The 18,475-nt window shown below is 42.5% G+C and carries 20 protein-coding genes; 13 read left to right on the forward strand and 7 right to left on the reverse strand.

Going from position 1 to position 18,475, the window contains the following annotated elements; all coding sequences use genetic code 11:
- Positions 1-154: 154 nt before the first annotated feature.
- Entirely contained in the window at positions 155-874 is a 720-nt protein-coding gene (gene sfsA, locus PY364_RS07465; RefSeq protein WP_275521611.1) for a DNA/RNA nuclease SfsA, read from the forward strand.
- A 106-nt stretch (positions 875-980) separates the two neighbouring features.
- Here sfsA and PY364_RS07470 read toward each other — a convergent pair whose 3' ends face one another.
- Together PY364_RS07470 and PY364_RS07475 are read right to left on the reverse strand one after the other, a co-directional pair.
- The gene (locus PY364_RS07470; protein ID WP_275521612.1) at positions 981-2,048 is read right to left on the reverse strand and encodes a serine/threonine-protein kinase; all 1,068 of its coding nucleotides are present in this window, start codon (positions 2,046-2,048) and stop codon (positions 981-983) included.
- A gap of 55 nt (positions 2,049-2,103) precedes the next feature.
- Positions 2,104-3,321 (reverse strand): NB-ARC domain-containing protein, encoded by a 1,218-nt coding sequence (locus PY364_RS07475; RefSeq protein ID WP_275521613.1) that lies wholly within the window; start codon positions 3,319-3,321, stop codon positions 2,104-2,106.
- A 456-nt stretch (positions 3,322-3,777) separates the two neighbouring features.
- Here PY364_RS07475 and PY364_RS07480 point away from each other — a divergent pair, with 456 nt between their 5' ends.
- Positions 3,778-3,969 (forward strand): hypothetical protein, encoded by a 192-nt coding sequence (locus PY364_RS07480; RefSeq protein ID WP_275521614.1) that lies wholly within the window; start codon positions 3,778-3,780, stop codon positions 3,967-3,969.
- Positions 3,970-4,070: 101 nt separating this feature from the next.
- The gene (locus tag PY364_RS07485) at positions 4,071-4,313 is read left to right on the forward strand and encodes a type II toxin-antitoxin system HicB family antitoxin (protein WP_275521615.1); all 243 of its coding nucleotides are present in this window, start codon (positions 4,071-4,073) and stop codon (positions 4,311-4,313) included.
- A 72-nt stretch (positions 4,314-4,385) separates the two neighbouring features.
- Here PY364_RS07485 and PY364_RS07490 read toward each other — a convergent pair whose 3' ends face one another.
- Positions 4,386-5,186, reverse strand: a complete 801-nt coding sequence (locus PY364_RS07490) for a hypothetical protein (protein WP_275521616.1) — start codon at positions 5,184-5,186, stop codon at positions 4,386-4,388.
- A gap of 273 nt (positions 5,187-5,459) precedes the next feature.
- Here PY364_RS07490 and PY364_RS07495 point away from each other — a divergent pair, with 273 nt between their 5' ends.
- Positions 5,460-6,779, forward strand: a complete 1,320-nt coding sequence (locus PY364_RS07495; RefSeq protein ID WP_275521617.1) for a 3-isopropylmalate dehydratase large subunit — start codon at positions 5,460-5,462, stop codon at positions 6,777-6,779.
- A 243-nt stretch (positions 6,780-7,022) separates the two neighbouring features.
- Here the strand turns inward: PY364_RS07495 and PY364_RS07500 are convergent, their stop codons facing one another.
- Positions 7,023-8,003, reverse strand: a complete 981-nt coding sequence (locus PY364_RS07500; protein WP_275521618.1) for a carbohydrate kinase — start codon at positions 8,001-8,003, stop codon at positions 7,023-7,025.
- A gap of 5 nt (positions 8,004-8,008) precedes the next feature.
- Between PY364_RS07500 and PY364_RS07505 the strand changes: the two genes are divergently transcribed.
- From PY364_RS07505 to PY364_RS07530, 6 genes are all read left to right on the forward strand, one after another.
- Positions 8,009-8,152, forward strand: coding sequence for a hypothetical protein (locus PY364_RS07505; RefSeq protein WP_275521619.1), 144 nt, complete (start codon positions 8,009-8,011; stop codon positions 8,150-8,152).
- A 39-nt stretch (positions 8,153-8,191) separates the two neighbouring features.
- Positions 8,192-8,467: a helix-turn-helix transcriptional regulator gene (locus PY364_RS07510; protein ID WP_275521620.1), complete on the forward strand. Its 276-nt coding sequence runs from the start codon at positions 8,192-8,194 to the stop codon at positions 8,465-8,467.
- Between the two features lie 28 nt (positions 8,468-8,495).
- Positions 8,496-8,801 (forward strand): hypothetical protein, encoded by a 306-nt coding sequence (locus PY364_RS07515; protein ID WP_275521689.1) that lies wholly within the window; start codon positions 8,496-8,498, stop codon positions 8,799-8,801.
- 248 nt (positions 8,802-9,049) lie between these two features.
- The gene (gene hisS / locus PY364_RS07520) at positions 9,050-10,333 is read left to right on the forward strand and encodes a histidine--tRNA ligase (protein ID WP_275521621.1); all 1,284 of its coding nucleotides are present in this window, start codon (positions 9,050-9,052) and stop codon (positions 10,331-10,333) included.
- 13 nt (positions 10,334-10,346) lie between these two features.
- On the forward strand, positions 10,347-10,937 hold the full coding sequence (locus tag PY364_RS07525; RefSeq protein ID WP_275521622.1) for a Uma2 family endonuclease: 591 nt from the start codon (positions 10,347-10,349) through the stop codon (positions 10,935-10,937).
- 85 nt (positions 10,938-11,022) lie between these two features.
- Positions 11,023-11,367: a hypothetical protein gene (locus PY364_RS07530; RefSeq protein ID WP_275521623.1), complete on the forward strand. Its 345-nt coding sequence runs from the start codon at positions 11,023-11,025 to the stop codon at positions 11,365-11,367.
- 32 nt (positions 11,368-11,399) lie between these two features.
- On the opposite strand, the gene PY364_RS07535 is transcribed toward PY364_RS07530, so the two are convergent.
- Together PY364_RS07535 and PY364_RS07540 are read right to left on the reverse strand one after the other, a co-directional pair.
- Entirely contained in the window at positions 11,400-12,620 is a 1,221-nt protein-coding gene (locus tag PY364_RS07535) for a class I SAM-dependent methyltransferase (protein ID WP_275521624.1), read from the reverse strand.
- A 67-nt stretch (positions 12,621-12,687) separates the two neighbouring features.
- Positions 12,688-13,377, reverse strand: coding sequence for a hypothetical protein (locus PY364_RS07540; RefSeq protein ID WP_275521625.1), 690 nt, complete (start codon positions 13,375-13,377; stop codon positions 12,688-12,690).
- 316 nt (positions 13,378-13,693) lie between these two features.
- Here PY364_RS07540 and PY364_RS07545 point away from each other — a divergent pair, with 316 nt between their 5' ends.
- Together PY364_RS07545 and fmt are read left to right on the forward strand one after the other, a co-directional pair.
- Positions 13,694-14,638 carry an OmpA family protein gene (locus tag PY364_RS07545; RefSeq protein WP_275521626.1) on the forward strand — a complete coding sequence of 315 codons (945 nt, stop codon included), beginning with the start codon at positions 13,694-13,696 and terminating at the stop codon, positions 14,636-14,638.
- 291 nt (positions 14,639-14,929) lie between these two features.
- Positions 14,930-15,931: a methionyl-tRNA formyltransferase gene (gene fmt, locus PY364_RS07550; RefSeq protein WP_275521627.1), complete on the forward strand. Its 1,002-nt coding sequence runs from the start codon at positions 14,930-14,932 to the stop codon at positions 15,929-15,931.
- Between the two features lie 99 nt (positions 15,932-16,030).
- Here the strand turns inward: fmt and PY364_RS07555 are convergent, their stop codons facing one another.
- Complete coding sequence (locus PY364_RS07555; protein ID WP_275521628.1) at positions 16,031-16,273, reverse strand: hypothetical protein; 243 nt, start codon at positions 16,271-16,273, stop codon at positions 16,031-16,033.
- Between the two features lie 594 nt (positions 16,274-16,867).
- On the opposite strand from PY364_RS07555, the gene PY364_RS07560 reads away from it, so the two are divergent.
- Positions 16,868-18,421 carry a ferredoxin--nitrite reductase gene (locus PY364_RS07560; protein ID WP_275521629.1) on the forward strand — a complete coding sequence of 518 codons (1,554 nt, stop codon included), beginning with the start codon at positions 16,868-16,870 and terminating at the stop codon, positions 18,419-18,421.
- The last annotated feature ends 54 nt before the right edge of the window (positions 18,422-18,475 follow it).

The following is an 18,475-nucleotide window of genomic DNA, read 5'->3' on the forward strand; positions in this document are numbered from 1 at the left end:
ATGGCGGCGTTACGTAATCGTGGGTAAGTCCTGGCATAGTGAACAATGACCCACAAAAATAGTAGCCTATGCGATTGCTTCGCTTTGCTCGCAATGACAAACCAAAAACAATATTAATAGGCTAATATTACCAATTACCAATTATCAATTACCAATGACAAATTTTATTTATAAATATCCCGTTTTATATCCCGGCATTTTAATCAAGCGTTACAAGCGATTTTTCGCTGACATTGAACTAGCTTCTGGAGAAATAATCACCGCACACTGTCCGAATACTGGCCCAATGACAGGAGTTTGTATTCCTAATAATCCCGTGCTAGTATCCCACAGCGACAATCCTAAACGCAAATTAGCATATACTTGGGAATTAATTCAAGTATGCGATACTGTTCCAACTTGGGTTGGAATTAATACTGCCTTACCAAATCGAGTTGTCAAATTAGCTTTAGAATCACAATTATTACCATTAGACAATTATAGCGTAATCTTGCCAGAAGTGGCTTATGGTAAAGATAAAAAAAGTCGGATAGATTTTTTGCTTACTGGCGGTGATTTTCCGATTTACTTAGAAGTAAAAAATACTACTTTTGCCCAAGGAGAATTGGCTTTATTTCCTGATACAGTAACAGAGAGAGGACAAAAGCATTTGAGAGAATTAATGGAGGTAGTGCGACAGGGTGCGAGAGCGGTAATGCTGTATTTTATTAATCGCGGGGACTGTACTGACTTTGCGCCTGGGGATAGTTGCGATCGCGTTTATGGCGAGTTATTAAGACAGGCAATTCTGGAGGGTGTGGAGGTTTTACCTTGTCGGTTTGAAGTCACGCCAGAAGGTATTAAATATTTAGGATTAGCTAATCACGACTATTGACCGATAACGTAATTGTGTCATTGCGAACATAGTGAAGCAAACCCCAAACCTTGCTACACCGTTAAAGTACGTAATTTCTGTAACTTTATTATTTAACACTGCAACTTTATTGAACAAAAACTTTAGATTCGGGTTGTCTCAAGCTTTCGTCAATCCTCAAGCTTAAATACCAATACATTCCCGCTGCGCCTATTAAAATCCCGATTAAAACACCTATACCAAAACCTGCACCGATTAAAACAGATTTTGGTATAGGTCGATATTGAATTTCATTAATGCGCTGTAAAATTTCTTGAGTGTTTTTAGGTCGCTTATTAACTAAAGGCTCCATCAAGTCATCAATTAATTTTACCAATTCTTTTGAGACAACTTGAGGAGCTTTGTCTCGCCAGATCAGTTTATCTTCATTCCTTGAAGAGGTGGGAAGTTCATCAGGATGTATGCCAGTCAGTAAATGAGCAAATGTACGCCCCAAGGAAAAGAAATCTGACTGCGGAACAGCTCGCCTTTTCATTTGTTCTGGGGCAGTATAACCATGTGAATAAACTGATGTTACATCTTTATTAGGATCAACAACCGTCCCTGTCACCATTCTAGCATCACCAAAGTCAATTAAAACCACTTGATTGCTAATTTTTTTGACCATAATATTGCTGGGCTTAATATCTCTGTGAAAAAAACTCCTTTGATGTAATTTATCAAGAATTTCAGCCATTTGTTTCAGCCAAGAAATTGCTTCTCTTTCGGTAATTTGAAATTTATTATTCTTTTTCTTTTTTTTCTGTAACCATTCCTCCAAGTTATCACCATTAACTTTTTCCATAGCTAAGCAGCGTAAAACATGACCGTTTTTGAGCGTCACATTAAATTGTTTTTCAATTTTGGGAAGCCCTAAATTTTTAAAATCGCTAAGGATACTTTTTTCTTGTTCAAACCGTTTGATCCACTCAGGTTCTTCACTCTTTAAAACTTTTATTATTATTAATGTATTGCGGTGTAAGTGCTTAGCTTCAAATACTTCATAAGCGTGTGTTCTATCTACATTTCCTAGAGGTTTAGTCAAACGATATCTACCTTCATTATATAGTATCATTGGATTTCCGCAAGCAGCACACTCTAGCGCTGATTCATCGTTTTGACGTTTACAACAGTTAGGATTAATGCAGTAGCTCATAATTTATACACCCTGATTGTAGCTGTAACTGCTGTCAGATATTGGAGATCGAAATCTATTTAACAAACTTTCTTTTAACGTACTTCCTGACTTCCGGCTGGAGTGTAAACGTAACGTCGTCAACCTCTGTGCAACTTTTTTCAATCAGCGCTCTGTCAATTAAAGATTTCACAGCCTGCATTAATTCTGCTGTTGATAGCGGCGATATCTCCTCTACCAAGAGTGATAGCGAACTAGGATCGCTATTAACTGCTAACTTAACCATAATCTGTGTTTCCAAGTCTGACAGGCGCGAAAAGTGCTGTTCTAAAATTTCTTTAAGAACAACAACAATAGTACCAGATTTTAGATAGTTCAGAACTATCCCATTAAATAATTCTTGAATTAGTGAAGAAATTAGCTTTAACGAGCCAGGGTTTCCGCCGTAAAGTGTATTAAGTGTTTCCAAATCTTTCTCACTACCTGATAAACCTTGTTCTTTCAGTAATTCTTGTGCTTCTTTCTTCAAACCACACAGTGCTAAGAAGCCAACTTTTTCTCCTCTAAGCCAGATTGCATCTTGTGGTCGCTCGCGACTCATAACTAGCAAACAACTTTTATGTTGCTCAGATTTCACTCGTTTAATTAGCTCGGAATAATCCTGAAACTCTGGGCAAAAGTTTCCAGCATTTGTGCCTATACTCATAATTGTTTCTACATTATCGAGTATCAGCAGACAGCGTTGCTTTCGTAAATATTCCATTAGTTGAGAAATTCCGCCTTCTTGCTGTTCGCCATCTGAGAGAAATTCAACAATATCCTTGAGGAGTTCTGGTAGGAGAGGGGAAGTAGAGAGCGATCGCTGGATTGTGTAGTCAAACTTACCTTTTATCTGTTTTTCCCAAACCTTGCCAACTAAAGCCGTTTTCCCGATTCCCCCCATCCCTGTCAGTACGGCCAGCCGATTTTTCAAAATTGAGTTTTCTAGGTCTGCAAGTTCTTTAGTCCGGCCGTAGAAAACTGATACATCAATTGGCTCTTCCCAGTCTACGCGCAGGGTTCCGGGGGACAGAGTTTTGTCAAGTACATCTTCCCAGTTTACGCCTACTGCTTCGCAAATTTTAATAAAACTATCTTGCTGAATGGGTACTTGCCGCCAAAACCGCTTCAATGTCGCTTCGGTAGTGAAAGCTGCTTGACACCAAGCAGCAGCGGTTTTTGTCCAGCCTTTCTTTTTTCTGGCTTGCTCAACGATTTCTAGGCCTTCTTTGGACACCCTAAGTGAACTTACCATTGTTTTCCTCTGCCAGAGTTCTTTTTACTCAGCATTTTAACCGATTTTGAGTCTCAGCGATCTATGCGATCGCTTATATCTTTACATCTCAGCATTTTCCTATATAAATGCTACTCATAATTTTACCAATCCGTAGTTAGTAATTCGCTAAGTGCTTGTTTTTCATGGCACTTAGCGATTTTGTATTGTTGAATAAATTTTCAATATGTAGCAGATATTTTCAAAAGGCGATGACCTGAGTGGTGAGCCAAACAGTGAACCGTTGAGATCGTTGCTAGAGACGCAACTGAACCAAATCCTGAATAAATACTGAACCATAGATTGAGCTTTTAAGCCTTGGTACTTCCCGCATGATTGAAATGTGGAGGTTGAAATTCTAGATAGCGCAAAAAGAGTCGGCCGGCTCGCTTCTTCCTTTATTAAGCAACTAAAACTCAAGGAGAAACGAGCAAAGCAATGCAACGCATTATTATTTCAGAATTCTTGTTAGTAGCAATTCTCGCATTTGCGTCTAATTCACTGTTGTCTGTAGCTGCCAGTCGTACTTCAGGGTGTGGTGGAAATGAAGTAAAAAAAATGCTATTAAGTTCTACTACTTGCCCGAAGACTTGCTATGACTCAAATGGTAAATATTGCTGCGGTCAGTAGGTTATGGAATCGCGATCGCTCTTTATTGAAAGATGGGCGATCGCTTTTTTCATTTCAGAAATTCAGCTATACTATTTTCATGGAACTAAAAAATACTTGTTATGTTGACAAAATATATCCAAGCCGCTCTGCATAAAGGTAAGTACAAGATTTTGGCAGATGACGGTACTTTTTTCGGGGAAATTCCCGGATTTCAAGGCGTATGGGCATTAGCAGATACACTAGAAACTTGTAGAGAAGAATTGGGAGAGGTTCTAGAAGATTGGATTTTGTTGCGGATTTCCCAAAAGTTGCCTTTACCTGTTGTCGATGGCATAGAATTATCAATCAAGGAAGTTGCATAATGCCTATGTTATCGGCCTTGAATATTAGCCATAAAATCTTAAAGTACCGCATAGGTTAACTTAACTACTGCGTTAGGTATGTCGCTTCAGTTCTTGGATAGCTTTAAACCCTTGCCATGTCTGGGTGAAGAAAACAACAGGAATAATTAAACCTCTCACATCGCCTGTTTGAAACAAATTATAGATCCCAGTGGCGGCGTTCATTACCATAAACGCTACTGCGATACCCAAAGCGATAATCGACTTGCGCTGTACAAAAAAGCCTAGAAGTATATACAATGCACCGAAAGCGAAAAAGAAGATTGCTACGACTATTCCTTCTGGAACCTTTTCTCTGAAAAAGATTGCCACTAATCCTAGAAAAATGCTTAGAACTCCAACGGCATATACAGCGCGGTAAGCAGCAGCTAATTTTTTCTGAGATAATAGCTTTGAATCACCTGATATTTTAAAGTTAGGCAGAGTGTCGTTAATCCAACTTTTAGTGATTTTCTGGTAACGATTCTGAAGATTGCGGTTTGCACAGCTAAGCGATTGTACCTGCTTCTCAAGCTTACCCATCTCTTTGGATGAACTAAAAGCAATAGCAAGTCCAAAAAATGAAATTAAAGGAACAGCTAACATACCCTTGAACCAAACGAGGATAGCAAATACAAACAGAAGACTACAAATAACTCCAATCATGGTAAGAGTTAGGTGCATAAGCTCTCGTACAAGATACTTATATTCATTCAAAGCTTTTTCATCGGCAATTGTCGTATTTCTATCCAGAAAATTCTTAATTTCAGCTTTTGCACGACGAGGGATGACGAAGCATACAAAACAAAGTCCAATAAACACAATCGGCAAGATTGGCAAGATTTGCAAAAACATTGTTTTCCTCCAGAATGAGATGGTTTAGCACATAGCTAGCTAAAACGATCGCTATTCCAATTCTGCAACCAAACGCTTATATAGCCGACAGCTTACAACATCGGCTCTTCAGTTTCAACCCTTAACCTGACTTAGACTTGCTTCTGTGCGATCGCTCATCTCGCCGTTGCCCTTTTGAATTTCTCAGAAATTTAGAGAAACTCTTTAGATTCTATAATCTGAATATCTTTCGTACAATACAGATAGCCAGTATCAAAAAAGAGCGATCGCGATATGGGAATGACCCTCACGGAAAAAATCTTAGCCAAAGCATCTCAGCGGCCTAGTGTAGAACCAGGAGAAAACATCTGGGTTGACGTAGACCTGCTAATGACCCACGATGTCTGCGGCCCCGGTACCATCGGCGTATTCAAACGAGAATTTGGTGCAGATGCCAAAGTCTGGGACACTGAAAAAATCGTTCTAATTCCCGACCACTATATCTTCACCAACGACGAACGCGCTAACCGTAACGTCGATATTCTCCGCGAATTTGCCAGCGAACAAGGCATTAAATACTTCTACGACATCACAGATCGCTCCAATTTTAAGGCAAATCCCGACTACAAAGGCGTTTGTCACGTCGCCCTCGCCCAAGAAGGCCACACTCGCCCCGGCGAAGTCCTCTTTGGTACGGACTCCCACACCTGTAACGCCGGCGCTTTCGGACAATTTGCCACCGGTATCGGCAACACTGACGCTGCTTTTATTCTGGGTACGGGTAAACTGCTAATTAAAGTACCCGCGACTATGCGCTTCGTCCTCAATGGCGAAATGCCCGATTATTTGTTAGCAAAAGACCTAATTTTGCAAATAATTGGCGATATTGGCGTTGCTGGTGCGAATTACCGGACGATGGAATTTGCGGGCGAAGCAGTGGAACGTTTGACAATGGAAGAACGGATGACGCTGTGCAATATGGCGATCGAAGCTGGCGGTAAAAATGGTACAGTTGCCCCAGATGAGACAACATTTGAATACGTTCGCGCGCGGACATCGAAACCTTTTGAGGCAGTTTACACCGATGGCGATGCTAAATTTTATAGCGATCGCACTTACGATGTCAGCCAATTAGAACCAGTAGTTGCTAAACCCCATTCTCCCGACAACCGCGACTTAGCCAGAAATTGCCGCGATGTAAAAATTGACCGTGTTTATATCGGTTCCTGTACTGGCGGCAAAACTTCCGATTTCCTCCATGCGGCTAAACTTATTAAAGGAAATCAAGTCAAAGTTCCCACTTATTTAGTGCCAGCAACTCAGAAGGTTTACGAAGATTTGTTTACCATTAAACATGAAGGTCAAACCTTATCGGAAATCTTCTTAGCTGCTGGTTGTATCGAACCCGCAGCACCTTCTTGTGCAGCTTGTTTAGGCGGGCCAAAAGATACTTTTGGGCGGTTGAATGAACCAGAAATTTGTGTTTCTACAACTAATCGAAATTTCCCTGGCCGGATGGGGAATAAAGAAGCGCAAGTTTATCTAGCTTCACCTTATACAGCGGCCGCATCTGCGCTGACTGGCTATGTAACTGACCCCCGTGAGTTCATGTAGAGTTAATGTAGGAGGGGCGCTGCTTTTATAGGTCTTTAGTATTAGCCATAAATTAAAGGCAGCGCCCACCTTACGAGAAATATGGTAATATTAAGAGTTATATCATGTCCGGCAAATTACTTACTATCTGTCATTGCGAGGTACGAAGCAATCTGAGGGTACGAAGCAATCCCGAAGCAATCGCCTAGTCTCTGTGATTGCTTCGCGGAACTCGCAATGACAAGTATTTAACCGGACATGATATTAAAGGCTTTTATGTAAATACAAAAAGGCTTCTACTTCTGCGGCGTTAGGTTGAGATGCGATCGCGCCTGGTTTCATTGCTACCATTGCACCCACTGCACTCGAATAGGTAACAATTTTTTTCACAATTTCTGATTTTTCTAAGCTGTGAATTCCATGCTGGCATAACTGGTGAACAAAGCCTGCAACAAAGCCATCGCCAGCACCAGTAGTATCCTCAACGTCTACATTAAAAGCCGGAAGTTTGCCTTCATTTTGAGAAATGCAATAGCCACAACCAGCTTCGCCAGCAGTTACAATTACCCCTTCCACTGAGTCGAGACGGTAAGTAATTGCACCCGCATCGGTAGTGTCAAATAACCATTGAGCTTCTTCTTCTGAAAGTTTGAGAAAATCGACTTTTTTTAATAGTTCTTTAATTAGAGGTTTAGCTTGTTCGGGGTTTGGCCAAAATACGGAACGCCAATTGATGTCAAGAACAATTTTAACATCATATTGTTCTGCCAATTTAATCGCTCGCGCGATCGCGGCGCGACTGTCAGGATAAGCTAGTTCTAAAGTTCCTAAGACTAAAAACTCAGCATTTTCAAACAACACTTCCGGTATTTGTGCTGCTTGGAGGCGAGTATCGGCAAATTCTGCGGCGTTCAATTTACCAAAACCAGCAAACTCGCGATCGCCCGACTCCGAGCGTACCACATAAACTTCCCGTGTCGGTGCTGTCGGGTGTCGCTGTACTCCCGCTGTATCAACACCAACCTCTGCCAACAATTCTACCAGGGAGTTGCCCAGTTCATCTGCGCCCACAGCGCCGATAAATCCCGCCTTAGTCCCCAATTTAACTAAAGCACAGGCCACATTAGCAATAGCGCCGCCAGGATAGGGTGTCCAAGATTCTACCTGTTCTAGCGATCGCCCAGGCTGATCCGCTAGACAATCAAACAAAACTTCACCGAGGCACAGAACGCGAGGATAAGTCACTTTTTTTGCCAGCTTTTTTAAGCACCGATCGCTATCTTATCAGAGTTACTGATATCTGCGATCGCCCAAACCGACTTAGGGCTCCCAAAATTGTGCGATCGCTAAGTATTGTTACTACAACAGGGGGTGTTGTACCGATATACCCTTAAAATTATAGATAGGTAAATATGCAGAGATAGAAAAAAATTATGGCTATTGGCGTGTCTCACACTTCTGTCACCCTTTCGGACAGAGAACTACAAGTAGTAGAATTAGTGGCTGCTGGATTGACTAATCAAGAAATAGCTGACAAGTTGGACATTAGCAAGCGTACAGTCGATAACCACATGAGCAATATCCTCACCAAAACGGCCACTGGCAACAGAGTAGCACTCGTGCGCTGGGCTATGGAGTGGGGAAAGGTATGTTTCGATAATATCAATTGCTGCGTTCTACCAGCGCCGGTCGATAAAGGAGTATTCTAGACAGCGAAGGTTGAACACAGGCAAAGGGATGATACAGACGGCACAGGAAAAAAAGTTGCGGTATAAAATTTGTTGCCCAAAATTACCGCTGGCAATATATCGAGAGGTCGCGGCCCATCTGCGTCAAGTAGAAGGGGTAGAAACTGGTTTAATTCCGCAACAGTCACAGCAGTTTGATTACAGTCAAAGCCAAGTAGCGGGGTTGTGGATACAGTATTCTGAAGATGTCGAACCAGGGGTTCGCCAGCAAATAGATCGAATATTAACTTACTATAGCGATCGCTTTGGTCTGTGGGAGCGAAATGATACTCTCGCAGACAGCAGCGAAGCTTAATTAAGTGTTAAGTTCTGAGTTGTAGGGAGTTAGTTGTAGGAGCGAGTTTAGCAGTAAATCTTGCCACAAGCGAACAATATTTGTACAAAACCCGCCCTCACACAATTTAGAGTTAAATTTATAATTAACACTAAAAACTTATAACTCAAGAACTTCTAAAATAACTTTGTAACGCCGCCTTCTAGGCGGTTATTTTACCGCCTAGAAGGCGGCGTTACGTTTAGTCCTGAAAATCTAAAAATTGCAAAATGAGTACAATTAAAACTTTACCCGGAACGCGGGATATTTTATCCCCTGAAATTGGATATTGGCAGCGTTTAGAAGCAATTGCTAGAGAGATTCTGGCAAAAGCTGCTTATCGAGAAATTCGGACACCGATTTTTGAGCAGACATCTTTATTTGAGCGCGGTATTGGCGAAGCTACGGATGTCGTCGGCAAAGAAATGTACACTTTTAAGGATAAGGGCGATCGCTCAACTACGCTACGTCCAGAAGGGACAGCCGGAGTAGTACGAGCTTTTATTGAAAATAGTTTATACGCTCAAGGTGACGTGCAGCGCCTTTGGTATACGGGCCCAATGTTTCGTTACGAACGCACGCAAGCAGGAAGACAGAGGCAATTTAATCAAATTGGAGTTGAAGTGTTAGGAAGTGCCGATCCGAGGGCGGATGTAGAGGTAATTGCGATTGCTTCTGATATCCTTAAAACTATCGGATTAACGAACTTACGGCTGGATTTAAACTCAGTAGGAAATAAGGAAGATCGGCAGAGTTATCGTCAAGCTTTGATAGATTATTTAACACCTTATAAAGAAGAATTAGACCAAGATTCGCAAGACCGTTTAACTCGCAATCCCCTACGGATTTTAGACAGTAAAAATCCTCGCACCCAGGAAATTACAGCAGATGCACCAAGCATTCTAGATTATTTAGGGGAAACCTCCCGCCGCCACTTTGAAAAAGTGCAGCAAATGTTAACCGATTTGGGGATTAAATATCAGTTAAATCCGCGATTAGTGAGAGGTTTAGATTACTATACCTACACGGCTTTTGAAATTATATCCGATGATTTAGGAGCGCAAGCAACAGTGTGCGGTGGTGGTCGCTACGACGGTTTAGTAAAAGAATTAGGGGGCCCAGATACGCCTGCGGTGGGTTGGGCAATGGGTTTAGAACGGTTAATTTTACTGTTACAGCAGTTGCAACCTGCACCTACTAATGCGTTAGATTTCTATATAGTTTCAAGGGGCAATCGCGCTGAGATTCAAGCAGTTTTATTAGCTCAAAAAATGCGGAATTTAGGGTTTAGCGTCGAGATAGATTTGAGCGGTAGTGCTTTTAAGAAACAATTTGCACGAGCCGATCGCAGTGGTGCTGTTGCTTGTTTAATTATAGGTGATGAAGAGGCAGAAAGTCAAGAGGTAAAATTAAAGTGGATGGCAACTAAGGAACAGAGTGCGATCGGACAATCAAACTTATTGGAAAAAGCAGAAGAGTTGCGTTGTCAGATTGATAGTATCAAAAATACCTGAAAGGAGATTAGTTATGAACTTAGAAGTCATTGAAAAAACTGTTAGTCAAGTTGTTGAACAGCGTATAACTTTATACGGAGTTACCTGGGAACAGTACGAAATTGTCCGCACAAATTTAGATGATTGTGCCGGATTGAGAATGACTTATCTAGAAGGAACTCTGGAGTTTTTTATGCCATCACAGGAACATGAATTAATCAAAAAAGTTATCGCCCGTTTGATTGAACTCTACTCGCTAGAAACAAATACCAGGATCTATGGCTATGGTTCTACTACCTATCGAAAACAAGCCAAAGAACGGGCATTAGAACCAGATGAGTGTTACTGCGTAGGTAGTGTTAAAGAGTTTCCTGACTTTGCCATTGAAGTTAATCTTACCAGTGGCGGTATCGATAAACTGGAGGTTTACCGGGGTTTAGGAGTTCCTGAAGTATGGATTTGGGAAAAAAGTAGGCTTTCGTTCTACTATTTACACGGGGATAATTATGAGCGAATTGAAGGTAGCAGATTCTTGCCAAATTTAGATATTGATTTATTAGTTCGCTGTGCTAATATTCCCGATCAACACGATGCTGTAGTAGAGTTTCGCAATGCTCTGCGTTAAATTTTATCTTGAAAATTTGGTGGATATCTTTTTATCGCTCAAAGTTTTTGTTAATATGAAGAATAAGTATTAAAAATCGAAAACTATGAGTACGCAACGCTGGAATGATGAAATGCTAGACCGTTTGGCCACCAAGATAGACAGTTTGGCAAGTACGGCAGAAATTCACTCTCGTGCGATCGAGAGCCACGAACAAATTTTAGAACGTCACGATCGCCTCATAGAAAGTAATAGTCGTGTCATTCAAGCTCTAGCTAATGTAGCAACAGAAGCAAGAGAAGAACGGCAGCAGTTATTTCAATCAATGGCCCAACAGCAAGAAATAATTGCTCAACAACAGGCAGAGATTGTGGGTTTGAGAACAGAGACTATTCGTATTCTCGATATCCTTCTCAACGATCGCGATCGCGGGGATAATCCTAGTAATTAAGCTAACCATCTGGGATTAACTAATCATAATCACTACTCCGGCACAATAAAACCCTTAAGTTTACATCCCCTTTCCTCCTCACTCAAACCCTTAGACTGCACCAAAACCCCAAACCCCCCCAACCCCATCGGATCGATCAATTGATGTAACGCCTCCCGCCGCCGCAAAAATGCTGCCAAATCTAACACCTGTGCATCATTTGAAGAAAGAGCCGCAATACGATCCCCCAAACCCAAAGCCATTAAAAACAAACCTTGCTGAGTCAATCCTACTAACTCCAATCCGTACAATTCTCCCTGTTGTTCCAAGGCCGTAAAATCAACATGAGATGTTAAATCTTGCTTCCCCACGTATAGGTAAGGATGATTGTGATGTTGATGGTGATAATAGCATTGTAGCGTTCCTTCTCGACGATTTGGATTATAATAGCGGTGAGCTGGATAACCGTAATCAATCGTTAACAAATACCCTCGTTGCAATTTTTCAGCAACAGTAGCAATCCAATCCAAAGCTGCCAAATTAACCTCACTGCGATAACCATCAGTGTAGGCACTTGCAGATAAATCTATTCCTACTAAATTAAAATATTCACTAATTTTAGTTGTAGAAACTTCACCGATAACTTCAGCAAACTTTCTTTCTATTTTTCCATCTTCTTGTACCTGAGTCTCAGCAGTAACATAAACTTCCTTGACTTGACCTTTCTCAACAACAATTTGATGGATAGGTAGCGCATCCACTAACTCATTAGAGAAAAAACAACCAGCAATCGAACCAGTAGGTATTTCATCCCAATTGCACCACCTGACAGATTTTATCTCAGTTAATCTTTGTTGCTGTTCTGCTTTGAGTACCGCTGATTTCTCAATTATCAAATATTCTAATACTTGGAAAAAATCTGGATATTGTCGTTGCAGATATGCTAAAATATCAGCAGCTAAAATCCCTTGACCTGCCCCCATTTCTACAATAATAAAAGAGTTAGGTTTGGCTAAAATCTCCCACATTTGGACAAACTGCTCTGCCAATACTTCCCCAAAGTCAGAACCCAAGTGAGGCGAGGTAAAAAAGTCGCCGTGTTTGCCGATATTTACTTCATTAGTAGTGTAGTAACCATGCTGCGGATGATAGAGTGCTAAATCCATATATTCAGCAAAAGTAATTTGCCGATCGGAACTTGTAGCAATTCGCTGGAAAATTAGATCGCAAAGTTCCAGATTAGAGTCGTTAATATCTAATTGTTGAACAGTCATAAGTCACAAAATTAAAATAGTTAACAGTTAACCGTTAACAGTTAACAGTTAACCGTTAACCTAAAATCTAAAAATGCAACTGCGGCCCGGCCCAGGCATTGCTAACTTGACTGTGGAAAACTTGAGGTTGATCGTGGTTAGCAGCGACAGTTCGCCCCCCCAAATCAACAGCCCAAACAGGCCAAGAGCGATCGCCAAGATTACCAGCGCGGAAAAGCACTTCATCGGGATAAGATTGACTCCAACCCAAGAGTACGGCATGAGTGTACAAACTCCCGGCAGGGGCAATAGTATGGGTGCGATTCTGATTGCTGTCCCAGACTACCGCGTAGTCCGACATATCCGATGCGCTAAAGATAGCTTCAAATTCCCGTGCCAAAATGCGATCGCCAGTTTTATTCCAAGAAACCGGAATCAAAATCGCCATCGCCCCCGGCAGATCCGACTCTTCAGGAGCGCAAAACTGATGATCTGCCAACGGCGAAGAAGGCATCACCGTTTGTAACTCCCCTGTCCGCAGATTTTCCACAAACATAACAGTGCTAGCGCGACAGCGGTAGAACTCTCGCTGCACTTGCATTTGAATCCGGCTGTACGCGGCATACTCGCCATTACTAGAAATTAATGAGGGGCTGCGATAGTAGCGTACACCAGATCCCACTGTTGAGCTAACTTCAGCGTGGGTAGCCACAATCCATTCCCAAGGGATGGGATGAGGGCTATTTAAAGGGTCGATCTGCACCGTTGGTTCAATCATGGTAGGTTCACCGAGAAAATGTTTGTTAACACTTGGAGCCGATGCTGAAGGTGGGGGGGTAGATAATCTTAGATGTTATATCGGCAAAAGCGCAGGAATAACACGCTGGGAATCTCGCAAGCAACAACTAAAGTAGTAATAAAGCCGAAATCAATGTAGTTAAATGCTCAAATGTTCTGAGCAGGTGAGTTCTGCGACCATTGAGCTATTCAGTTTTGAGACAGCACATTTTAACTTTGAGGCTCCCAAGCGTGCAATCCATTATCCTTATGTATATAGCAGATTGAAATGGTACGTGGACGGAAAGGGAAAAACCGTGAAATCTTCACCAAAGAAATTTTCAGCCGCCCGGAGTCCCGCCCCTAAGTCGCCGGGAACAGGCTTGTTTGTACTATCGTTGATATTTCGACTACTGCTGCTGGGGGTAGGGAGCGGTTTTGCGTGGGCTTTGGGGGTAGGGGCCGCGCAAATCTACCCATCTGCGGGAACTGAAATACCTCTAAGTGAAAAATTGTTGCGCCAATTTCAGAATCTCGCTGGGGGCCCGAAACGCCCATCTCGAACTCCCAGTCCGATTCTTCCCTCACCAATCTCAACAGCTTCGAGTTCGCAATTGAGCCCTACACAAAGGCAAAAACTGCAAGCAGACTTGAAACAGTTGCAAGGGGAGTTAAATGCACTGATCGGTCGCACGGCCGCACTGGAGACGCAATTAGGCAGTAGTAAGCCTACGGAAACTCTGGAAAAGCGGTTGGAATTGATGTCGCAGGAGTTAGGGACATCGGCATCTGCCGCAGTACCGAGTCCTGCTTTGCCTGCTATTGGTAAGGATAGTAGTCCAATTCCGGGTAATAAAGCTAATAATGCTGATGAATCTAGTGCTGAGAACAGTTCTGTATTTAGTGGGGATGCACTGATGGTGACACTCCCCAGCGATGTTTTGTTTGAGGCTGGTAGTAGCGCCCTGCGTCCCGGAACGAACGTAATTTTGGATAATTTGATCGCAGATTTGCAAAACTATGAGGGTGCTACTGTTCGCATTGCTGGCCACACTGACGATACTGGGGAAGCTAAGGACAATCAAAATCTGTCGTTTGCCAGAGCTCAAGCAGTGGGGCAGTATTTATCTAAGACTCTTGGGGATAAGTATCACTGGGTGGCGATTGGCTATGGAGAAAGTCGCCCGTCGGTGGAAAATACAACGGATGCAAATCGTCAGCGTAACCGCCGGATTGAAATTGCGATCGCTCCTCTGCGTTAACTGTTAACTGTTAACTGTTAACTGTTAACTGTTAACTGTTAACTGTTAACTGCTAATTGCTAATGGCTAATACGGGACTTACGCACCTAAACAAAGAAGCCGGGTTTTTTACGAAAATACTTTGTTTTGACCCACAGATTCTCTCAAAAACCCGGTTTCTGGGGCAGCGCCCACCCTACTACTAACAACTAACCATTAATAACTAACCATTAATAACTAACCCTTAACAACTAACCCTTAACAACTAACCCTTAACAACTAACAACTAACAACTAACCATTAACAATTATCATGAAAATTGTCTTTTTTGGCACTCCCCAGTTTGCAGTTCCCAGTTTAGAAAATTTGCTAAATCATCCAGATTTTCAGGTTGTGGCGGTTGTTACTCAGCCAGATAAACGCCGAGGACGGGGTAATCAATTAATACCTTCTCCTGTTAAAATAACTGCTGTGGCTCACAATCTCCCAGTTTGGCAACCTCAGCGGATTAAGAAAGATACGGAGACACTATCTTTACTAAAACAAACCGAAGCAGATATTTTTGTCGTCGTAGCTTACGGCCAAATCCTTTCTCAAGAAATTCTGGATATGCCTCAGTTAGGCTGCATCAACGTTCATGGCTCAATATTGCCTCAATATCGGGGTGCTGCACCGATTCAGTGGTGTCTGTATCACGGCGAAAAGGAAACAGGAATTACCACAATGTTAATGGATGCTGGTATGGATACTGGGGCAATGTTATTGAAAGCTTTTGCAGGAATTACTCTTTTGGATAATGCTGCCACACTAGCAGAAAGATTGTCGGAATTGGGAGCTGACTTATTAGTAGAAACTGTGTTAAAATTAGCGAAAGGGGAAGTAGAAGCGATTCCTCAAGATGCGTCTGAGGCAACTTATGCGCCGCTGATTAAAAATCCTGATTATGTGATTGATTGGTCAAAGAGTGCGATCGCGCTTCACGATCAAATTAGAGGATTTTTCCCCGACTGTGTTACCAGTTTTCGCGGTAATTCTGCAAAAATCAGTGCTACTGCACCTCTTGGCCCTGAATATTGGTTAAAATTGCCGCCCGATTTGCGGCGTTTAGAGCAAGATTGGTCAACTTTATCTGAGCTTTCTGGGAAGTATGGAGAAGTTGTAAAAGTTATCAAAAATTTGGGGCCAATTGTGCAAACAGGGGAAGGTTTATTGCTGTTGCGCGAGGTGCAGTTAGCGGGGAAAAAAGTTCAGTCTGGATGGGATTTTGCCAATGGCACTCGGTTGGCGGTGGGTGAGGTTTTTGGTGATAAATAATCCTTAGTAATTTAACTGTGCGATCGCTTATGGATATCGGAGACTTTGCCGGTAAAGGTATTGTCGCTGTTCCTCTGTCAAAACCAGGCGCGATCGCACTCAGAGATTATGCTGATTTAGGAGGATGTCAAGAATGCGACGATTCTCAGTTTGGAGTCCACGAATCTCCTCTTGTTGTTGAACAATAATTGTTTGCTGTTGATCCATCCTTTGAAATAACTGCTGCCGTTCTTCCCTTGCCTCTGCTGACACATTTGCTAGAGCTTGAATGACGCGAGCATTACTGTCTACTATGCTAGCTAAGCGGTCTAGTCTATCATCATCCCAGCGCTCTGTAGTCATAAGATTTTTCTCCGTTACTTTGCTTTTTAAATTCCCTTCAATTTTATAGCAGTTTTCAATTGCGTAGGTACTGCCATTAGCCATTAGCAATTAGCAATTAGCCATTAGCAATTAGCAATTAGCAATTAGCAATTACCAATTACCAATTACCAATTACCAATTACCAATTACCAATTACCAATTACCAATTACCAATTACCAATTTAACTGTGTATTCAGGCCGCGATCGCACTCAGTCCTCACTACTAGGCCTGTCCATGCAGAAAGTGCATCGCAATTATCCGAAAACTTCATAAAACTCCATATTCTGTAACATTAGCTACGAACAACTCTCGATCTGCACCCTACAGTGTTGCGTAACAAGAGTTAACAGAGAGCAACAAAACGGTAGTAATTGATACTTTCTACTGACTAATACTTCTCCGTAACCTTGACCAAACCCATGTACATTAAGGATTTCTCAACCCCAAAGAAATTGAAGTTGAGTAACTAAATATACGGTTTTAATTAAGTATAACCACTAAGGTTAGCACAAAAACCCGCCTTTACATCCCCAAAATAGCTCCCCACCAAGTAACCAACGAGGGTACACCAGTGACACAGACAGCAGAACCGCAAGCAGGTGTTAACAAATTTGAAAAATTAAAAGCAGAGAAAGATGGTCTGGCGCTCAAAGCCGAACTCGCTCACTTCGCTGAGATCGGCTGGGAAGCAATGAACGAAACCGATCGCGATCATCGCCTCAAATGGTTAGGGATATTCTTTCGGCCAGTAACTCCTGGCAAATTTATGATGCGGTTGCGGTTGCCAAACGGCATCATTACTAGCAATCAAATGGGAGTTTTAGGTGAAATCGTGCAGCGGTACGGCGACGACGGCAACGCAGACATCACTACTAGACAAAACCTCCAACTGCGAGGCATTCGCATCGAAGACGTGCCAGACATCTTCCGTCGCCTCAAAGAGGCTGGGATGACTAGCATTCAGTCAGGGATGGATAATGTTCGCAACATCACTGGTTCACCAGTGGCAGGATTAGATGGTGATGAGTTGTACGACACGCGGGAGTTGTGCCGCCAAGTTCAAGATAAGATCACCAACGGCGGCGAAGGCAATCCAGCCTTTACTAACTTGCCGAGAAAATTTAACATTGCGATCGCAGGTTGTCGCGATAACTCGGTACACGCGGAAATCAACGATATCGCTTTCATCCCTGCTTTTAAAGACGGCACTTTCGGCTTCAATGTTTTAGTCGGCGGCTTTTTCTCCGCCAAACGCTGCGACGCGGCCATTCCCCTCAATGCTTGGGTTGAACCCAGCGATGTCGTCGATCTTTGCGAAGCTATATTAATCGTATATCGCGATCGCGGACTGAGAGCCAACCGCCAAAAGTCCCGCCTGATGTGGCTAATTGACGAATTAGGACTCGATGGATTCCGCGCCGAAGTCGAAAAACAACTCGATCGCACCCTGCAAACAGCCGCAGCCAAAGATGAAATCCTCTGGGATAAGCGCGATCACATCGGCGTGTACGCGCAAAAACAGCCCGGATTAAATTACGTCGGCCTCCATATTCCCGTCGGGCGGCTGTACGCAGCAGATATGTTTGACTTAGCCAGGATGGCCGATGTTTACGGTAGCGGCGAAATCAGACTTACGGTTGAGCAAAATGCGATCGTTCCCAACGTACCCAATTCACGAGTAGAAACCTTCCTCCAAGAACCATTACTCCAGCGTTTCTCCGTCAATCCTGACCCTTTAACTAGAGCATTAGTTTCTTGCACCGGCGCACAATTTTGCAACTTCGCATTAATTGAAACCAAAAATCGCGCCTTAGCAATGATTAAAGAATTAGAAGCAGAATTATCATTCCCCAAACCAGTAAGAATTCACTGGACTGGTTGCCCTAATTCCTGTGCTCAACCGCAAGTTGCAGACATTGGCTTACTCGGTACAAAAGTCCGCAAAAACGGCAAAACATTAGAAGGAGTTGACATCTATATGGGTGGCACAGTTGGCAAAGATGCCCATCTCGGTAGTTGTGTGCAAAAAGGTATTCCTTGCGAAGACCTAAAACCAGTTTTGCGGCAACTATTAATCGAACATTTCAATGCCCAGCAAATTGCTGTACTAACAGTTAACAGTTAACAGTTAACAGTTAACCGTTAACAAGCAACAACTAACAACTAACAACTAACAAAA

It is taken from the genome of Kamptonema sp. UHCC 0994, from assembly GCF_029167235.1.
GTDB lineage: Bacteria > Cyanobacteriota > Cyanobacteriia > Cyanobacteriales > Microcoleaceae > Kamptonema.

Excerpts from the sequence above, each read along its gene's own strand:
- PY364_RS07495 (WP_275521617.1), top strand. The coding sequence starts at position 5,460 with ATGGGAATGACCCTCACGGAAAAAATCTTAGCCAAAGCATCTCAGCGG.
- PY364_RS07475 (WP_275521613.1), bottom strand. The coding sequence starts at position 3,321 with ATGGTAAGTTCACTTAGGGTGTCCAAAGAAGGCCTAGAAATCGTTGAG.
- PY364_RS07485 (WP_275521615.1), top strand. The coding sequence starts at position 4,071 with ATGTTGACAAAATATATCCAAGCCGCTCTGCATAAAGGTAAGTACAAG.
- PY364_RS07530 (WP_275521623.1), top strand. The coding sequence starts at position 11,023 with ATGAGTACGCAACGCTGGAATGATGAAATGCTAGACCGTTTGGCCACC.
- PY364_RS07510 (WP_275521620.1), top strand. The coding sequence starts at position 8,192 with ATGGCTATTGGCGTGTCTCACACTTCTGTCACCCTTTCGGACAGAGAA.
- PY364_RS07470 (WP_275521612.1), bottom strand. The coding sequence starts at position 2,048 with ATGAGCTACTGCATTAATCCTAACTGTTGTAAACGTCAAAACGATGAA.
- PY364_RS07535 (WP_275521624.1), bottom strand. The coding sequence starts at position 12,620 with ATGACTGTTCAACAATTAGATATTAACGACTCTAATCTGGAACTTTGC.
- PY364_RS07555 (WP_275521628.1), bottom strand. The coding sequence starts at position 16,273 with ATGACTACAGAGCGCTGGGATGATGATAGACTAGACCGCTTAGCTAGC.
- PY364_RS07480 (WP_275521614.1), top strand. The coding sequence starts at position 3,778 with ATGCAACGCATTATTATTTCAGAATTCTTGTTAGTAGCAATTCTCGCA.
- hisS (WP_275521621.1), top strand. The coding sequence starts at position 9,050 with ATGAGTACAATTAAAACTTTACCCGGAACGCGGGATATTTTATCCCCT.
- sfsA (WP_275521611.1), top strand. The coding sequence starts at position 155 with ATGACAAATTTTATTTATAAATATCCCGTTTTATATCCCGGCATTTTA.
- PY364_RS07540 (WP_275521625.1), bottom strand. The coding sequence starts at position 13,377 with ATGATTGAACCAACGGTGCAGATCGACCCTTTAAATAGCCCTCATCCC.
- PY364_RS07490 (WP_275521616.1), bottom strand. The coding sequence starts at position 5,186 with ATGTTTTTGCAAATCTTGCCAATCTTGCCGATTGTGTTTATTGGACTT.
- PY364_RS07515 (WP_275521689.1), top strand. The coding sequence starts at position 8,496 with ATGATACAGACGGCACAGGAAAAAAAGTTGCGGTATAAAATTTGTTGC.
- fmt (WP_275521627.1), top strand. The coding sequence starts at position 14,930 with ATGAAAATTGTCTTTTTTGGCACTCCCCAGTTTGCAGTTCCCAGTTTA.
- PY364_RS07525 (WP_275521622.1), top strand. The coding sequence starts at position 10,347 with ATGAACTTAGAAGTCATTGAAAAAACTGTTAGTCAAGTTGTTGAACAG.